We start from the raw sequence: 15,373 nt of genomic DNA, 5'->3' as shown, positions 1-15,373 counted from the left end.
GACAGCGACTCACTCCATCGGCATCACCAGCGGATCGGGATATTGATATTCAAATCCCAGCTCATTACAAATCCGACTACCGTCGATAATCTTCCCTTTGCCGTTGTCCGGTGCGTCACGAAAATGCGGCGGCGCCATTCCCAGCAAGCGCGTCATTTGCGGATAAAACACGTTGCGGGCTGGATGCGCCGGCGCACATATATTATAGATGTGCCCCCCTTTCGGCGCCTGTAGCAAGAGGGTAATTGCGCCAACCACGTCTTCAAGATGCACCAGATTGACCCCGTGTTGACCATCCGGCGCGGTTTTTCCGGCAAAGAAACGTCCGGGATGGCGTCCAGGCCCGACCAACCCCGCCAGCCGCAGAATATCTACTGACGTGCCCGGCAGATTATGCAGCCAATCTTCCAGTTCCTTCAGGGTACGCCCGCTGGCCGTGATCGGATTACGCGGCGTATTCTCTTTCACCACGCCTTGCGCATCGCCGTAAACAGACGTCGAACTGGTAAAAATAATACGCGGGATACGATAAGCCAGCGCGCTGTCGACCAGCTCCTGCATCGCCTGCAGATAAAAATCCTCTCCCGGACCGCTACGGCGCGCGGGCAGTGTTATCACCAGCGCATCGACATCCAGCAGAGCGTCAAGATCGTCCGCCTCACAGACCAGCTCCGGCTCCAGACGCAGCGGATAGCTTTCAATTCCACTCATACGGGCCGCTTCCACCCCGTCAAGGGTGGTTTTGCTGCCGGTAACCTGCCAGCCTCTCGCTGCCAGCGACATTGCCAGCGGCATGCCTAACCAACCTAAACCGACAATTGCGACCTTTTTCATCCATTTTCTCCTGACTTTAACGCCTCATACATAAGGCTACGCCAGCCCGCCGTGACTGACAATTCATACTATAAATGCGAAATGAAAAAAGCGCTTGCTTTAAGGCGTAAAAGTGGTTTAGGTTAAAAGGTATCAAATGAATAAGCATTCATCGGAATTTTTATGACACGCGTTCAATTTAAACACCACCATCATCACCATCATCCTGACTAGTCTTTCAGGCGATGTGTGCTGGAAGACATTCAGATCTTCCAGTGGTGCATGAACGCATGAGAAAGCCCCCGGAAGATCATCTTCCGGGGGCTTTTTTTTTGGCGCGCGATACAGACCGGTTCAGACAGGATAAAGAGGAACGCAGAATGTTAGACAACACCCGCTTACGCATAGCTATTCAGAAATCAGGCCGTTTAAGCGATGATTCACGAGAATTGCTGGCCCGCTGCGGCATAAAAATTAATTTACACACTCAGCGCCTGATTGCGATGGCGGAAAACATGCCGATTGATATCCTGCGCGTACGTGATGATGACATTCCGGGTCTGGTGATGGATGGCGTGGTCGATCTCGGCATTATCGGCGAGAACGTGCTGGAAGAAGAGCTACTCAACCGCCGCGCGCAGGGCGAAGATCCGCGCTATTTTACCCTGCGCCGTCTTGACTTCGGCGGCTGCCGTTTATCGCTGGCAACGCCGGTTGACGAAGCCTGGGACGGCCCGGCCGCGCTGGACGGTAAACGTATCGCTACCTCTTATCCGCACCTCCTCAAACGCTACCTCGACCAGAAAGGCGTCTCTTTTAAATCGTGTCTGTTAAATGGTTCTGTCGAAGTCGCGCCGCGCGCGGGGCTGGCCGACGCTATCTGCGATTTGGTCTCTACCGGCGCGACGCTTGAAGCTAACGGCCTGCGTGAAGTCGAAGTTATCTACCGCTCTAAAGCCTGTCTGATTCAGCGCGACGGTGAGATGGCACAGAGCAAGCAAGAGCTGATCGATAAATTGCTGACCCGTATTCAGGGTGTGATTCAGGCGCGCGAATCGAAATACATCATGATGCACGCGCCAAGTGAACGCCTGGAAGAGGTTATCGCCCTGCTGCCAGGCGCCGAAAGGCCGACAATTCTGCCGCTGGCGGGCGAGCAACAGCGCGTGGCGATGCACATGGTCAGCAGCGAAACGTTGTTCTGGGAAACCATGGAGAAACTGAAAGCGCTTGGCGCCAGCTCGATTCTGGTACTGCCGATCGAGAAGATGATGGAGTGATCTGACGCCTGATGGCGCTGCGCTTATCAGGCCTACGTAATGCGTTGATATTTTGGGTTCAGTAGGCCGGATAAGGCGGAACCCTGTGATGGAGTAAAGACCATGAGCTTCAATACCCTGATTGACTGGAACAGCTGTAGCCCTGAACAGCAGCGTGCGCTGCTGACGCGTCCGGCGATTTCCGCCTCTGACAGTATTACCCGGACGGTCTGCGATATTCTGGATAATGTAAAAACGCGCGGTGACGATGCCCTGCGTGAATACAGCGCTAAATTTGATAAAACAGAAGTGACAGCGCTACGCGTCACCCCTGAAGAGATCGCCGCCGCCGGCGCGCGTCTGAGCGACGAATTAAAACAGGCGATGGCCGCTGCCGTCAAAAATATTGAAACGTTCCATTCCGCGCAGACGCTACCGCCTGTAGATGTGGAAACCCAGCCAGGCGTGCGTTGCCAGCAGGTTACGCGTCCCGTCGTGTCTGTCGGTCTGTATATTCCCGGCGGCTCGGCTCCGCTCTTCTCAACGGTGCTGATGCTGGCGACGCCGGCGCGTATTGCGGGATGTCAGAACGTGGTTCTGTGCTCGCCGCCGCCCATCGCTGATGAAATCCTCTATGCGGCGCAACTGTGTGGCGTGCAGGAAATCTTTAACGTCGGCGGCGCGCAGGCGATTGCCGCTCTGGCCTTCGGCAGCGAGTCCGTACCGAAAGTGGATAAAATTTTTGGCCCCGGCAACGCCTTTGTAACCGAAGCCAAGCGTCAGGTCAGCCAGCGCCTCGACGGCGCGGCTATCGATATGCCTGCCGGGCCGTCTGAAGTGCTGGTGATCGCCGACAGCGGCGCAACACCGGATTTCGTCGCTTCTGACCTGCTCTCCCAGGCAGAACACGGTCCGGATTCGCAGGTGATCCTGCTGACGCCTGATGCTGACATTGCCCGCAAGGTGGCGGAGGCGGTAGAACGTCAACTGGCGGAACTGCCGCGCGCGGACACCGCCCGGCAGGCCCTGAGCGCCAGTCGTCTGATTGTGACCAAAGATTTAGCGCAGTGCGTCGCCATCTCTAATCAGTATGGGCCGGAACACTTAATCATCCAGACGCGCAATGCGCGCGATTTGGTGGATGCGATTACCAGCGCAGGCTCGGTATTTCTCGGCGACTGGTCGCCGGAATCCGCCGGTGATTACGCTTCCGGAACCAACCATGTCTTACCGACCTATGGCTATACTGCTACCTGTTCCAGCCTTGGGTTAGCGGATTTCCAGAAACGGATGACCGTTCAGGAACTGTCGAAAGCGGGCTTTTCCGCTCTGGCATCAACCATTGAAACATTGGCGGCGGCAGAACGTCTGACCGCCCATAAAAATGCCGTGACCCTGCGCGTAAACGCCCTCAAGGAGCAAGCATGAGCACTGAAAACACTCTCAGCGTCGCTGACTTAGCCCGTGAAAATGTCCGCAACCTGGTACCGTATCAGTCCGCCCGCCGTCTGGGCGGTAACGGCGATGTCTGGCTGAACGCGAATGAATTCCCGACAGCGGTGGAGTTTCAGCTCACCAAACAAACGCTTAATCGCTACCCGGAATGCCAGCCAAAGGCCGTGATTGAAAACTACGCGCAATATGCTGGCGTAAAGCCGGAGCAGGTGCTGGTCAGCCGCGGCGCGGATGAAGGGATCGAGCTGGTGATCCGCGCCTTCTGCGAACCGGGGAAAGACGCCATTCTCTACTGTCCGCCCACTTACGGTATGTACAGCGTCAGCGCCGAAACCATTGGCGTAGAGCGCCGGACGGTTCCCGCGCTTGAAAACTGGCAGCTGGATCTACAGGGGATTTCCGACAACCTTGACGGCACAAAAGTAGTATTCGTTTGTAGCCCCAATAACCCCACCGGGCAACTTATCAACCCGCAGGATCTGCGCACGCTGCTGGAGTTGACACGCGGTAAAGCGATAGTCGTCGCCGACGAAGCTTATATTGAGTTTTGCCCACAGGCCACGCTGACAGGCTGGCTGGTTGAATATCCTCATCTGGTTATCCTGCGCACATTGTCGAAAGCTTTTGCGCTGGCGGGTCTGCGCTGCGGCTTTACGCTGGCTAATGAAGAGGTGATCAACCTGCTGTTAAAAGTGATCGCCCCTTATCCGCTTTCTACGCCAGTGGCGGATATCGCCGCCCAGGCGCTGAGTCCGCAGGGAATAAACGCAATGCGCGATCGCGTGGCGCAGACAGTGCAGGAACGTCAGTATCTGGTGAATGCCCTGCAACAGACCGCCTGCGTAGAACACGTCTTTGACTCTGAAACCAACTATATTCTGGCGCGGTTTACCGCCTCCAGCAGCGTGTTTAAATCCTTATGGGATCAGGGCATTATCTTACGCGATCAGAACAAACAACCTTCTTTAAGCGGCTGCCTGCGGATTACGGTCGGCACCCGCCAGGAAAACCAGCGCGTCATTGACGCCTTACGTGCGGAGCCAGTATGAGTCAGAAGTATCTTTTCATCGACCGGGACGGAACCTTAATTTCCGAACCACCGAGCGATTTTCAGGTAGACCGCTTTGATAAACTGGCCTTTGAGCCAGAGGTGATTCCCGTATTGCTGAAGCTGCAAAAAGCCGGTTTTAAGCTGGTGATGATCACTAACCAGGATGGACTTGGCACGCAAAGTTTCCCGCAGGCGGACTTCGACGGACCGCACAACCTGATGATGCAGATTTTCACCTCTCAGGGCGTACGCTTTGATGAGGTGCTGATCTGCCCTCACCTGCCCGCAGACGATTGCGACTGCCGCAAGCCCAAAGTGAAGCTGGTGGAGCGTTATCTTGCGGAACAAGCGATGGATAGCGCCAACAGCTATGTGATTGGCGATCGTGCGACCGATATCCAGCTCGCTGATAATATGGGCATTACTGGTTTACGCTATCACCGTGAAACATTGAACTGGACGATGATTGGCGAACAGCTAACGAAACGCGATCGTTATGCGCATGTGGTCCGCAACACCAAAGAGACACAGATTGATGTCAGCGTCTGGCTGGATCGCGAAGGCAACAGCAAGATTAATACCGGCGTCGGCTTCTTTGACCATATGCTCGATCAAATCGCCACCCACGGCGGCTTTCGCATGGAGATTACCGTTAAGGGCGATCTCTATATCGACGATCACCACACGGTAGAAGATACCGGACTGGCGCTCGGTGAGGCATTAAAACTGGCACTCGGCGACAAGCGCGGTATCTGCCGTTTTGGCTTTGTCCTGCCGATGGATGAATGTCTGGCGCGCTGCGCGCTGGATATTTCCGGTCGTCCGCATCTGGAATATAAAGCTGAATTTACCTACCAGCGTGTGGGCGATTTGAGCACAGAGATGATTGAACACTTTTTCCGCTCACTCTCTTACACGATGGGCGTCACTCTGCATCTCAAGACTAAGGGTAAGAACGATCACCACCGTGTCGAAAGTTTGTTTAAAGCCTTTGGTCGGACGCTACGCCAGGCTATTCGCGTGGAGGGCGATACATTACCGTCCTCGAAAGGAGTGCTGTGATGAACGTCGTCATCCTTGACACCGGCTGCGCCAATTTAAGCTCGGTGAAATCCGCCGTGGCGCGCCACGGTTACACCCCGGTGGTCAGCCGCGAAGCGGAAACCGTATTACGCGCTGACAAACTCTTTCTGCCCGGCGTCGGCACGGCGCAGGCCGCTATGGATCAACTGCGCGAACGTGAACTGATCGACTTAATTAAAGCGTGTACTCAGCCGGTACTGGGTATCTGCTTAGGGATGCAACTGCTGGGTCGTCGCAGCGAAGAGACGCGCGGCGTGGATCTGCTGAACATTATCGAACAAGACGTGCCGAAAATGACCGACTTTGGTCTGCCGCTGCCGCACATGGGCTGGAATCGCGTGTATCCGCAGGCGGGCAACCGGCTGTTTCAGGGCATTGAAGATGGCGCCTATTTTTACTTTGTTCACAGCTACGCGATGCCGGTCAACCCGTGGACTATCGCCCAGTGCAATTACGGCGAGCCGTTTACCGCGGCGGTACAGAAAGATAATTTCTTCGGCGTACAGTTCCATCCGGAACGTTCGGGCGCGGCGGGCGCACAGTTGCTGAAAAACTTCCTGGAGATGTAATGATTATTCCGGCATTAGATTTAATTGACGGCACCGTGGTGCGTCTCCACCAGGGTGACTACGCCCGGCAGCGGGATTACGGTAACGATCCCCTGCCCCGTTTGCAGGATTACGTCGCCCAGGGCGCCGGGGTGCTGCATCTGGTAGATCTGACCGGCGCTAAAGATCCGGCTAAGCGACAGATACCGCTGATTAAAACCCTGGTCGCGGGCGTGAACGTGCCTGTTCAGGTCGGCGGCGGCGTGCGTACCGAAGAAGACGTTGCGGCATTACTGAAAGCTGGCGTTGCCCGTGTGGTCATCGGTTCAACGGCGGTGAAATCCCCTGACGTGGTGAAAGGCTGGTTTGAACGTTTTGGCGCGCAGGCGCTGGTGCTGGCGCTGGACGTTCGCATAGACGAACACGGCACCAAGCAGGTGGCGGTTAGCGGCTGGCAGGAAAATTCCGGCGTCTCGCTGGAACAACTGGTGGAGACCTTTCTCCCCGTCGGCCTGAAACATGTACTGTGTACCGATATTTCTCGCGACGGCACGCTGGCGGGCTCTAACGTGTCGCTGTATGAAGAGGTATGCGCCAGATATCCGCAGATCGCCTTTCAATCCTCCGGCGGTATTGGCGATATCGATGATATTGCCGCCCTGCGCGGCACCGGCGTGCGCGGCGTGATTGTCGGACGCGCGCTGTTGGAAGGGAAATTTACCGTTAAGGAGGCCATCCAATGCTGGCAAAACGTATAATTCCGTGTCTGGATGTTCGTGATGGTCAGGTGGTGAAAGGCGTACAGTTTCGCAACCATGAGATCATTGGCGATATCGTTCCGCTGGCCAAACGCTATGCCGACGAAGGCGCGGACGAACTGGTGTTCTATGACATTACCGCCTCCAGCGATGGTCGCGTAGTCGATAAAAGCTGGGTGGCGCGCGTTGCCGAGGTGATCGACATTCCGTTTTGTGTAGCGGGCGGTATCCGGTCAATTGACGACGCCGCCAAAATTCTTTCTTTCGGGGCGGATAAGATCTCTATCAACTCCCCGGCGCTGGCTGACCCAACGCTGATTACCCGTCTGGCTGACCGTTTTGGCGTACAGTGTATTGTCGTCGGGATTGATACCTGGTTTGACGACGCCACGGGGAAATACCATGTTAACCAGTATACCGGCAATGAAAACCGTACCCGCGTGACGCAGTGGGAGACGCTGGACTGGGTGCAAGAGGTACAACAGCGCGGCGCAGGGGAAATCGTCCTGAATATGATGAACCAGGACGGCGTGCGTAACGGTTATGATCTGACGCAGTTGAAAAAAGTCCGTGACGTTTGCCGCGTGCCGCTGATCGCCTCCGGCGGCGCGGGCACGATGGAACACTTTCTTGAGGCATTCCGTGATGCCGATGTCGACGGCGCGCTTGCCGCCTCCGTTTTTCACAAGCAAATCATCAATATTGGCGAATTAAAAGCGTACCTGGCAGGCCAGGGCGTGGAGATCAGGATATGTTAACAGAGCAACAACGCCGCGAGCTGGACTGGGAAAAAACCGATGGCCTGATGCCAGCCATCGTGCAACATGCGGTATCCGGCGAAGTATTGATGCTGGGCTATATGAACCCACAAGCGCTGGACAAAACCATTGAATCCGGCCATGTTACGTTCTTCTCACGCACGAAACAGCGTTTATGGACCAAAGGCGAAACCTCAGGCCATGTGCTGAATGTCGTCAGCATTGCGCCAGATTGCGACAACGATACACTGCTGGTGCTGGCAAACCCTGTCGGGCCGACCTGCCACAAAGGTACCAGTAGCTGCTTTGGCGACGCCAGCCATCAGTGGTTATTCCTGTATCAACTGGAGCAGCTACTGGCAGAGCGCAAAACCGCCGATCCGGCCAGCTCTTACACGGCGAAACTGTACGCCAGCGGTACCAAACGTATTGCGCAAAAAGTTGGCGAAGAAGGTGTAGAAACCGCGCTGGCGGCCACCGTTAACGATCGTTTTGAATTAACCAATGAAGCGTCTGATTTGATGTACCACCTGCTGGTGCTGTTGCAGGATCAGGATCTCAACCTCACCGCCGTGATCGACAATCTTCGTAAGCGTCATCAATAAGCGTAAAAAAACCGGGCAATGCCCGGTTTTTTAGTGAGAAATTTTACCTTTCGAAGCCAACCCACCATCCGGCAAAGAAGCTTACAAGGCTTTTGGCTTATAGCTACGTAGCGCATTGCGCCCCAGCACAATCCCGGCGCCGATCATCCCGCCCAGCAACACAGCCAGCACGAGGGTAATGGCGGTTTTCGGGCTATCGCGACGGACCGGCAGCGTCGGCTTCATCACATAACGATAGACGTGCACCGTATCGGCAGTCACTTTCAGATTTTTAATGTCCAGCAGTGTCTGCTTCGTCTGGTAATAGGCCGGAGAAAAGACCAGCGGACGCGTCGCTTCGTTCTGTATCATCGATTTTAGCGCATCGCTCCCCAACAGGAACATCGTGTCCTGGGTAACATCCTGGGTTTGCTGAATCTGCGGCTGCGTGATTTTGGCCTCATCCGCATAGCGCAACGCTTCTTCGATTTGCTTAATACGCAGATCTTTTTGCTCCTGCGCCACAACTTCCTGCGTCTCAAGGGACTCCTGCAACGTTTTGGTTTGCAGCGTGATGTTATCTTTCAGGTCAACTTCCAGTTCCTTAGCGACCTCTTCATCCACCTGTTGGATATATTCCGCCAGCCGACGCTGCGCCCCTTCAGCGGTAGTACTCACATAAGAAACCGAGAGCGGCAGCGTCTGCCCCTTTACCGACTGTTCAATGGTGAGCTTTTCCCGCTCTTTCTGATTATCCAGCGCTTCCGATAATGCGGAAAACGCAGAACTAAAGCGGCTTATAAAATTCGCCTGCACTTCAGAGATTTTGGGGGCATTCCCGCCATACAAGACGTTGAGCGCGTTGGTATAGGTGGCAACCTGCGCGGCATCAGGTTGGGTAATAATCGCCGTGGATGTCCATTTTTCTTTGGCTATCATCAGGTAGCCTACGGCCAGCAAAATGGCGATAATAACGGCTACAATAATGGTCATCTTCCCACGCCATAACTGTAGCAATAACTCAATCAAATCAATCTGTTCCGGATCGTTCCCACGCCCGGAAGACGTATTACTATCCACTGTCATAGATACCCTAACTAAAAAAAGGATGAAGCTGGAGACAGTGTAGTCATAAAGCAAATATATGCCATAGGATTAATGATAAAAATCAGACATTATTTCCATTTGGTCAATAAATCATCGGGACTCATCAGCCCCGATTGCCTTATTAATCACTACCGAAAAGATCGCGGGTATACACTTTTTCAGCAACATCCAAAAGCTCTGCCGCCATCCTGTTGGAAATAATGACATCCGCCTGCTGTTTAAAGCAGTGCAAATCACGTTCAAGACGTGAGTTAAAGAAAGTATCTTCTTCCATTACCGGCTCATAGATGATGACCTCTACGCCTTTCGCTTTAATGCGCTTCATAATCCCCTGAATCGATGAGGCGCGGAAGTTATCGGAGCCACTCTTCATAATCAGGCGATAAATGCCCACCACTTTAGGCTTTCTGGCGAGGATAGCGTCGGCAATAAAATCTTTACGCGTACGGTTTGCTTCAACGATAGCGGAGATAATATTATTAGGCACCGATTGATAATTGGCCAGCAACTGTTTGGTATCTTTTGGCAAACAATATCCGCCATAACCAAAAGAGGGATTATTATAATGATTGCCAATACGCGGGTCGAGGCACACCCCTTCAATAATTTGTCGGGTATTTAATCCTAACGTTTCAGCATAGCTGTCTAATTCATTAAAATAAGCGACTCGCATAGCGAGATAAGTATTGGCGAAAAGTTTAATGGCTTCCGCTTCAGTGGAGTCCGTAAACAGCGTCGGAATCTCCTGTTTAATAGCGCCTTCCTGGAGTAATGCGGCAAATTCTCTGGCGCGCTCAGACTGTTCCCCAATCACGATACGGGAGGGATAAAGGTTATCGTAAAGGGCTTTACCTTCACGTAAAAACTCCGGAGAGAAAATGATGTTTTCTGTCGCAAACTTCTGACGCATTGCCGCCGTGAAGCCAACCGGTACCGTAGATTTAATAATCATTACGGCTGCGGGGTTGATGCTGATCACATCCTGAATGACCGATTCCACACTGGACGTATTAAAATAGTTGGTTTTGGGATCGTAATCCGTAGGCGTAGCAATGATGACGTAATCTGCATTCTGGTACGCATCAAACTTATCCAGCGTTGCCCTGAATCTGATGTTATCTTCCTTTAAAAATTGCTGAATTTCTTTATCAACAATCGGAGATATCCGATCATTTAACAGTTCAACACGGGATGGAACAATGTCTAACGCCACCACTTCATGGTGTTGTGCAATAAGCAAACCATTAGACAAGCCAACATAACCCGTCCCGGATATCGTGATTTTCATTATTTGCTCTCAGAATTAACTTAATTATGAATCATGATGTATTTCGCATCCTGATAAGATATTAAAGTTTTAACGCCTGAGTATATAAAGTGCAACGCAGACGAAAACAATTCAGATTATCTTCATTACGATAAACACAGATTATTAAGTTAATATTAAGCAAAAGCGATAAATCAATAAGAATAGAGATAAAAAAAAGCCCAGTATTAAACCGGGCTTAAACATTTTGCAGAAATTATTCCAACCATTCGGTATGGAAAACACCTTCTTTATCAGTACGTTTATAGGTGTGCGCACCAAAGTAGTCACGCTGCGCCTGAATTAAGTTAGCTGGCAGTACTGCGGCGCGATAGCTGTCATAGTAGGCCACTGCCGCAGAGAATGTCGGCACAGGAATGCCGTTCTGCACCGCGTAAGCCACAACATCACGCAGCGCCTGCTGGTACTCATCAGCAATTTTCTTGAAGTAAGGCGCTAACAGCAAATTGGCAATACCAGCGTTTTCTGCGTAAGCATCGGTGATTTTCTGCAGGAACTGAGCGCGAATGATACAACCCGCACGGAAAATCTTAGCAATCTCGCCGTAGTTGAGATCCCAGTGATATTCATCAGACGCGGCGCGTAGCTGCGAGAAGCCCTGCGCATAGGAGACGATCTTGCCAAGATACAGCGCACGACGCACTTTCTCGATAAATTCCGCTTTGTCGCCTGCCGGTTGCGCTTTCGGCCCGGAGAGCACTTTAGATGCGGCAACACGTTGTGCTTTCAACGAAGAGATGTAACGCGCAAAGACGGATTCGGTAATCAGCGACAGCGGTTCGCCCAGATCCAGCGCGCTCTGGCTGGTCCATTTACCGGTCCCTTTGTTGGCGGCTTCATCAAGAATGACATCCACCAGGTAGTTTCCGTCTTCATCTTTTTTAGTGAAGATGTCTTTAGTGATGTCGATCAGATAGCTGCTCAGCTCGCCGTTATTCCACTCAGTAAAAGTGTTCGCCAACTCTTCATTGCTGAGATTCAGGCCGCCTTTCAGCAGGGAGTAAGCTTCAGCGATAAGCTGCATATCGCCATATTCAATACCATTGTGGACCATCTTGACGTAGTGACCAGCACCATCGGCGCCGATATAGGTCACGCACGGTTCGCCATCTTCTGCCACAGCAGCAATCTTCGTCAGGATCGGCGCCACCAGTTCATAGGCATCTTTCTGACCGCCAGGCATGATAGATGGCCCCTTCAGCGCGCCCTCTTCACCACCGGAAACACCGGTACCGATAAAGTTAAAACCTTCCGCAGACAGCTCGCGATTGCGACGGATTGTGTCCTGGAAGAAGGTGTTACCGCCATCAATAATGATATCGCCTTTTTCCAGATACGGTTTCAGCGAATCGATAGCTGCATCAGTACCTGCACCCGCTTTCACCATTAACAGGATACGACGAGGCGTTTCGAGGGATTCAACAAACTCTTTCACCGTGTAATAAGGCACCAGCTTTTTGCCGGGATTCTCGGCAATCACTTCTTCGGTCTTTTCACGGGAGCGGTTGAAAACGGAGACGGTATAACCACGGCTTTCGATGTTGAGCGCGAGGTTGCGCCCCATCACTGCCATACCGACGACGCCGATCTGTTGCTTGGACATTACATACTCCTGTCAGGTGTGGTTACTCATAGGAACTATATCCAATGAGATGAAGTGAATAATATGATAACCCAGACTTAAAGCCCGGAGAAACAATCATTAATTACCTATTTCTACCTACGACACACCGGAATCCTTATCTGGGAACGCGTCGGTAGACTAAATAAAAATCTCCTGAGTAACCTATTATGTGATATTTATCCAAAAATTAATACTTAAACATTAGGCTGCATTAAAGCTAAAATTAGCTTTTAATTGATTCTAAAATCCCGCTTAAATTTTATCTTCCCTATTACTTTCTGTTTCAGAATACTAAAAATTAGAGGCAGTAGCAAACCTAATGCAATGTAGACAGGAACGGACCATTTAGTGATAAAGTGATTATCATATACATCTGTTCCCGATAGGCTATAATCACCTAAAATTGAAGCAATTATATCTAAAATTACATATACAAGTAAATGATATGCCATGATAGCCCTTGAATTCTGACCTATCATTTTTAGCAGCTTAATTTCTTTCATTCCCCTTGTAATTAATAGAGAGATAAAAAACACAGCATAAATACCTATCAGCGCGTTAATAACAGACATTATTAACCCATCCGGATAATAACTCCATGACATAATTGTCTGCGTAGAGAAACCATAACTTTTCGAAACATATAATATTACAGTTAATAAAATAAAAACATAAAAATTTAATAAGCTATATATCTGATTTCTTATCACGTATCCAAAAATATAAAACGACATACCGGTTAACACTTGGCATATGAAATTCAGCTTATAGTCTTTTACCAGAATATATTGAGGGGATAAATATGTTATTGAGACGGTTATTAATAATACACTAATCGCCACCAACACCGATAATAATAAAGCATTGCTAACAACGACCCGTTTTATGCTTTTTATTATAATCACCGACAAAATGCTCACAAATATATAAGCAAACAGAAACCAACCTGTTAGAAACATTTTATTGTTATGAAAATTTGATTTTATAGCAAGTTTAACCGTTTCATATAGTCCTGTCGAAAAAGCATCACCTGTGTGTATTCCATAACGTACATTAATTAATAATGCAATAGAACCAATAATCAAATAAGTTATTATAAGATAAGGTAACTGTTTTTTTATTACATGCGCTGTAAAATTTGTTATACACCGTGTATCTTTATATAAAACCCCACCAATAAAGAAAAATAATGGCATATGGAAAAGATAGGCATAATAAACATTAAATATGTCATTATTTATATGCCCAACCAATACGAAAATCATACCAAAAGCTTTAACATAATCCATAGTTAAGGAATGTTCGTGGCTTATGGAAAAAGAGTTTTTTTCCGTCATAACTCCGATGATGTCTCCATAACAATAATGTTTCTCAATATATACACTGGACGTTTTTCATATAAAAATATGAAAATATGAAAATATGAAAATAATTGCACATGATTTACAATATAAGATAATTAGTACATAAATTACCTCAAACTGAACATGACAATTATACTAACACTCTGCCAAATATAATATAAAATTAATACGCACCGTTGCGGTGAAAAACAACTTTTACCGTTTTAAACAGAATGGCAATATCATTCCAAAGCGTCCAGTTTTTAACATACCAGGAATCAAAATAAACACGGGTGTCATAATCAACATCATTACGCCCACTCACTTGCCATAGACCTGTCATGCCCGGCTTTGCCATCAAATAATAATCAACATCATCACAATAACGCTCCAGTTCATCCGAAACGATAGGTCGTGGTCCAACCAGGCTCATATCACCTTTTAGTACATTAAAAAGTTGTGGCAACTCATCAAGGCTAGTTTTACGTATAAATCGACCTACAGCTGTGATTCGAGGATCATTTTTCAGTTTAAAATCTTTTTCCCATTCAGCCCTGGCAATAGGATCGTTAGCCAAAAGTTCTTTTAGTACCTCTTGAGAATTCATAACCATAGAACGAAATTTGTAGCATGGAAAAAGTTTTCCATGCCGACCTACTCGCTGGTGACCATAAATAGCCGGACCACCATCTCGAGTAACCTTATACCACAGATAAATCATAAGTGGTGATGCAATTATAAGAATCATTATTGAACAAACAATATCAAATGTCCGTTTGAGAAAACGGGACGACCTTTTAGCCAAGTTATTTTGTATCCTTAATAACATAACTTCATGGCTAAAGATAAAAGACATATCAGTATTATATAATGGCAATCCTCTAAACGAGGGGACTACAGTAACAGAACGACAATGATGTTTTGAAAGTTCACGTAGCCAAAAATGTGTTTTCTCCAACTCGGTGTATTCATAAGCAAGGATATAATGGACATCACCTGTACGATTTAAATCCCAAATAGTCTCAGTATCCTTTATCACCGGCAACATATTTATTTCAGCATCTGACGCATCCGTATCAAAAAAAGCGATAACATCAAACCCCATCATCTCCTCACTTTGCAGCGCAGAATATGCACCATGAGCATTCTGTCCGCTCCCCAGGATGATAGTTTTTTTCTTCCAGATACCTAGCTTGTTCAATAAATGCTTTGTAAGTGCGCGAAAAAAAGGCACCAGGATTATGGCAAAAGTCCAACAAAACACCCAGACATAGCGTGAAAACTGCCATTTTGTAAACGCTATCAGAGCCAAATCAAATATAGCAAAAATAACGATCGTACGAAAAATTTCTTTTAACTCATACCAAAATGGCTTGCGGTATGTATAATGCCGCAAACGAATCCAAAACCAACCGACACATACTACTGACAAAATAAAATGTGTAATAACTCTTGTATCTAATTGGTCTTGAGGAATAAATCGCTGTACTTGATCAAAAATAAAATAGACACATCCTAATGAAAACCATAAGGCTAAATTAAAAAAAATCAAATCCGATATAGCCAAAAAAATTTTACATAGCTGTGGATTATACTTATTATCAATATTATCCATTTAATCCTCACCCTCTGACCGTGCATAATGTAAATAAAATAGGCATAT

The 15,373-nt window shown here is 49.0% G+C and carries 15 protein-coding genes and 1 other annotated feature; of the genes, 9 read left to right on the top strand and 6 right to left on the bottom strand.

Annotation, left to right across the window (positions count from 1 at the left end; translation table 11 throughout):
• Window positions 1–9: 9 nt before the first annotated feature.
• Window positions 10–834, bottom strand: coding sequence for an SDR family oxidoreductase (locus NA986_RS00905; RefSeq protein WP_023216044.1), 825 nt, complete (start codon window positions 832–834; stop codon window positions 10–12).
• A 162-nt stretch (window positions 835–996) separates the two neighbouring features.
• On the opposite strand from NA986_RS00905, the gene hisL reads away from it, so the two are divergent.
• From hisL to hisIE, 9 genes are all read left to right on the top strand, one after another.
• Window positions 997–1,047, top strand: a complete 51-nt coding sequence (gene hisL / locus NA986_RS00900; protein ID WP_001364200.1) for a his operon leader peptide — start codon at window positions 997–999, stop codon at window positions 1,045–1,047.
• Window positions 1,023–1,146 (top strand) — a sequence feature (His leader region). Its footprint overlaps the gene before it by 25 nt.
• 47 nt (window positions 1,147–1,193) lie before the next feature.
• Window positions 1,194–2,093, top strand: coding sequence for an ATP phosphoribosyltransferase (gene hisG, locus NA986_RS00895; RefSeq protein WP_000886599.1), 900 nt, complete (start codon window positions 1,194–1,196; stop codon window positions 2,091–2,093).
• Between the two features lie 102 nt (window positions 2,094–2,195).
• Complete coding sequence (gene hisD / locus NA986_RS00890) at window positions 2,196–3,500, top strand: histidinol dehydrogenase (RefSeq protein WP_023216042.1); 1,305 nt, start codon at window positions 2,196–2,198, stop codon at window positions 3,498–3,500.
• The gene (hisC, locus tag NA986_RS00885) at window positions 3,497–4,576 is read left to right on the top strand and encodes a histidinol-phosphate transaminase (protein ID WP_023216041.1); all 1,080 of its coding nucleotides are present in this window, start codon (window positions 3,497–3,499) and stop codon (window positions 4,574–4,576) included. The genes hisD and hisC overlap by 4 nt, the downstream gene beginning before the upstream one ends.
• Window positions 4,573–5,640, top strand: coding sequence for a bifunctional histidinol-phosphatase/imidazoleglycerol-phosphate dehydratase HisB (hisB, locus tag NA986_RS00880; protein WP_000080050.1), 1,068 nt, complete (start codon window positions 4,573–4,575; stop codon window positions 5,638–5,640). The genes hisC and hisB overlap by 4 nt, the downstream gene beginning before the upstream one ends.
• On the top strand, window positions 5,640–6,230 hold the full coding sequence (gene hisH, locus NA986_RS00875) for an imidazole glycerol phosphate synthase subunit HisH (RefSeq protein WP_001103593.1): 591 nt from the start codon (window positions 5,640–5,642) through the stop codon (window positions 6,228–6,230). Before hisB ends, hisH begins: the two co-directional genes overlap by 1 nt.
• Window positions 6,230–6,967, top strand: a complete 738-nt coding sequence (gene hisA, locus NA986_RS00870; protein WP_023216040.1) for a 1-(5-phosphoribosyl)-5-[(5-phosphoribosylamino)methylideneamino]imidazole-4-carboxamide isomerase — start codon at window positions 6,230–6,232, stop codon at window positions 6,965–6,967. Before hisH ends, hisA begins: the two co-directional genes overlap by 1 nt.
• A complete protein-coding gene (hisF, locus tag NA986_RS00865) occupies window positions 6,949–7,725 on the top strand; it encodes an imidazole glycerol phosphate synthase subunit HisF (protein ID WP_000880128.1) in 777 nt (258 codons plus the stop codon). Before hisA ends, hisF begins: the two co-directional genes overlap by 19 nt.
• On the top strand, window positions 7,719–8,330 hold the full coding sequence (gene hisIE / locus NA986_RS00860; protein ID WP_000954845.1) for a bifunctional phosphoribosyl-AMP cyclohydrolase/phosphoribosyl-ATP diphosphatase HisIE: 612 nt from the start codon (window positions 7,719–7,721) through the stop codon (window positions 8,328–8,330). The genes hisF and hisIE overlap by 7 nt, the downstream gene beginning before the upstream one ends.
• Window positions 8,331–8,411: 81 nt before the next feature.
• On the opposite strand, the gene wzzB is transcribed toward hisIE, so the two are convergent.
• The 5 genes from wzzB to NA986_RS00835 form a co-directional block, all read right to left on the bottom strand.
• Window positions 8,412–9,395 carry an LPS O-antigen chain length determinant protein WzzB gene (wzzB, locus tag NA986_RS00855; protein WP_000215255.1) on the bottom strand — a complete coding sequence of 328 codons (984 nt, stop codon included), beginning with the start codon at window positions 9,393–9,395 and terminating at the stop codon, window positions 8,412–8,414.
• A 142-nt stretch (window positions 9,396–9,537) separates the two neighbouring features.
• Window positions 9,538–10,704, bottom strand: coding sequence for a UDP-glucose 6-dehydrogenase (gene ugd / locus NA986_RS00850; protein WP_000704833.1), 1,167 nt, complete (start codon window positions 10,702–10,704; stop codon window positions 9,538–9,540).
• A gap of 235 nt (window positions 10,705–10,939) precedes the next feature.
• Window positions 10,940–12,346, bottom strand: a complete 1,407-nt coding sequence (gene gndA, locus NA986_RS00845) for an NADP-dependent phosphogluconate dehydrogenase (protein WP_000043533.1) — start codon at window positions 12,344–12,346, stop codon at window positions 10,940–10,942.
• A 251-nt stretch (window positions 12,347–12,597) separates the two neighbouring features.
• Entirely contained in the window at window positions 12,598–13,704 is a 1,107-nt protein-coding gene (locus tag NA986_RS00840; protein ID WP_023216039.1) for an acyltransferase family protein, read from the bottom strand.
• 190 nt (window positions 13,705–13,894) lie between these two features.
• Window positions 13,895–15,325, bottom strand: coding sequence for an undecaprenyl-phosphate galactose phosphotransferase (locus tag NA986_RS00835; protein ID WP_023216038.1), 1,431 nt, complete (start codon window positions 15,323–15,325; stop codon window positions 13,895–13,897).
• Between the last annotated feature and the right edge of the window lie 48 nt (window positions 15,326–15,373).

Origin of the sequence: Salmonella sp. NW177, assembly GCF_051811585.1 — a bacterium.
In the GTDB taxonomy this organism is placed as follows: domain Bacteria; phylum Pseudomonadota; class Gammaproteobacteria; order Enterobacterales; family Enterobacteriaceae; genus Salmonella; species Salmonella enterica.
The sequence above is the reverse complement of the archived record's forward strand: the minus strand, read 5'-3'. Positions and strand labels throughout refer to the sequence as shown.

Excerpts from the sequence above, each read along its gene's own strand:
- hisA (WP_023216040.1), top strand. The coding sequence starts at position 6,230 with ATGATTATTCCGGCATTAGATTTAATTGACGGCACCGTGGTGCGTCTC.
- hisC (WP_023216041.1), top strand. The coding sequence starts at position 3,497 with ATGAGCACTGAAAACACTCTCAGCGTCGCTGACTTAGCCCGTGAAAAT.
- gndA (WP_000043533.1), bottom strand. The coding sequence starts at position 12,346 with ATGTCCAAGCAACAGATCGGCGTCGTCGGTATGGCAGTGATGGGGCGC.
- hisIE (WP_000954845.1), top strand. The coding sequence starts at position 7,719 with ATGTTAACAGAGCAACAACGCCGCGAGCTGGACTGGGAAAAAACCGAT.
- hisB (WP_000080050.1), top strand. The coding sequence starts at position 4,573 with ATGAGTCAGAAGTATCTTTTCATCGACCGGGACGGAACCTTAATTTCC.
- NA986_RS00905 (WP_023216044.1), bottom strand. The coding sequence starts at position 834 with ATGAAAAAGGTCGCAATTGTCGGTTTAGGTTGGTTAGGCATGCCGCTG.
- hisH (WP_001103593.1), top strand. The coding sequence starts at position 5,640 with ATGAACGTCGTCATCCTTGACACCGGCTGCGCCAATTTAAGCTCGGTG.
- wzzB (WP_000215255.1), bottom strand. The coding sequence starts at position 9,395 with ATGACAGTGGATAGTAATACGTCTTCCGGGCGTGGGAACGATCCGGAA.
- hisG (WP_000886599.1), top strand. The coding sequence starts at position 1,194 with ATGTTAGACAACACCCGCTTACGCATAGCTATTCAGAAATCAGGCCGT.
- hisF (WP_000880128.1), top strand. The coding sequence starts at position 6,949 with ATGCTGGCAAAACGTATAATTCCGTGTCTGGATGTTCGTGATGGTCAG.
- NA986_RS00835 (WP_023216038.1), bottom strand. The coding sequence starts at position 15,325 with ATGGATAATATTGATAATAAGTATAATCCACAGCTATGTAAAATTTTT.
- ugd (WP_000704833.1), bottom strand. The coding sequence starts at position 10,704 with ATGAAAATCACGATATCCGGGACGGGTTATGTTGGCTTGTCTAATGGT.
- NA986_RS00840 (WP_023216039.1), bottom strand. The coding sequence starts at position 13,704 with ATGACGGAAAAAAACTCTTTTTCCATAAGCCACGAACATTCCTTAACT.
- hisD (WP_023216042.1), top strand. The coding sequence starts at position 2,196 with ATGAGCTTCAATACCCTGATTGACTGGAACAGCTGTAGCCCTGAACAG.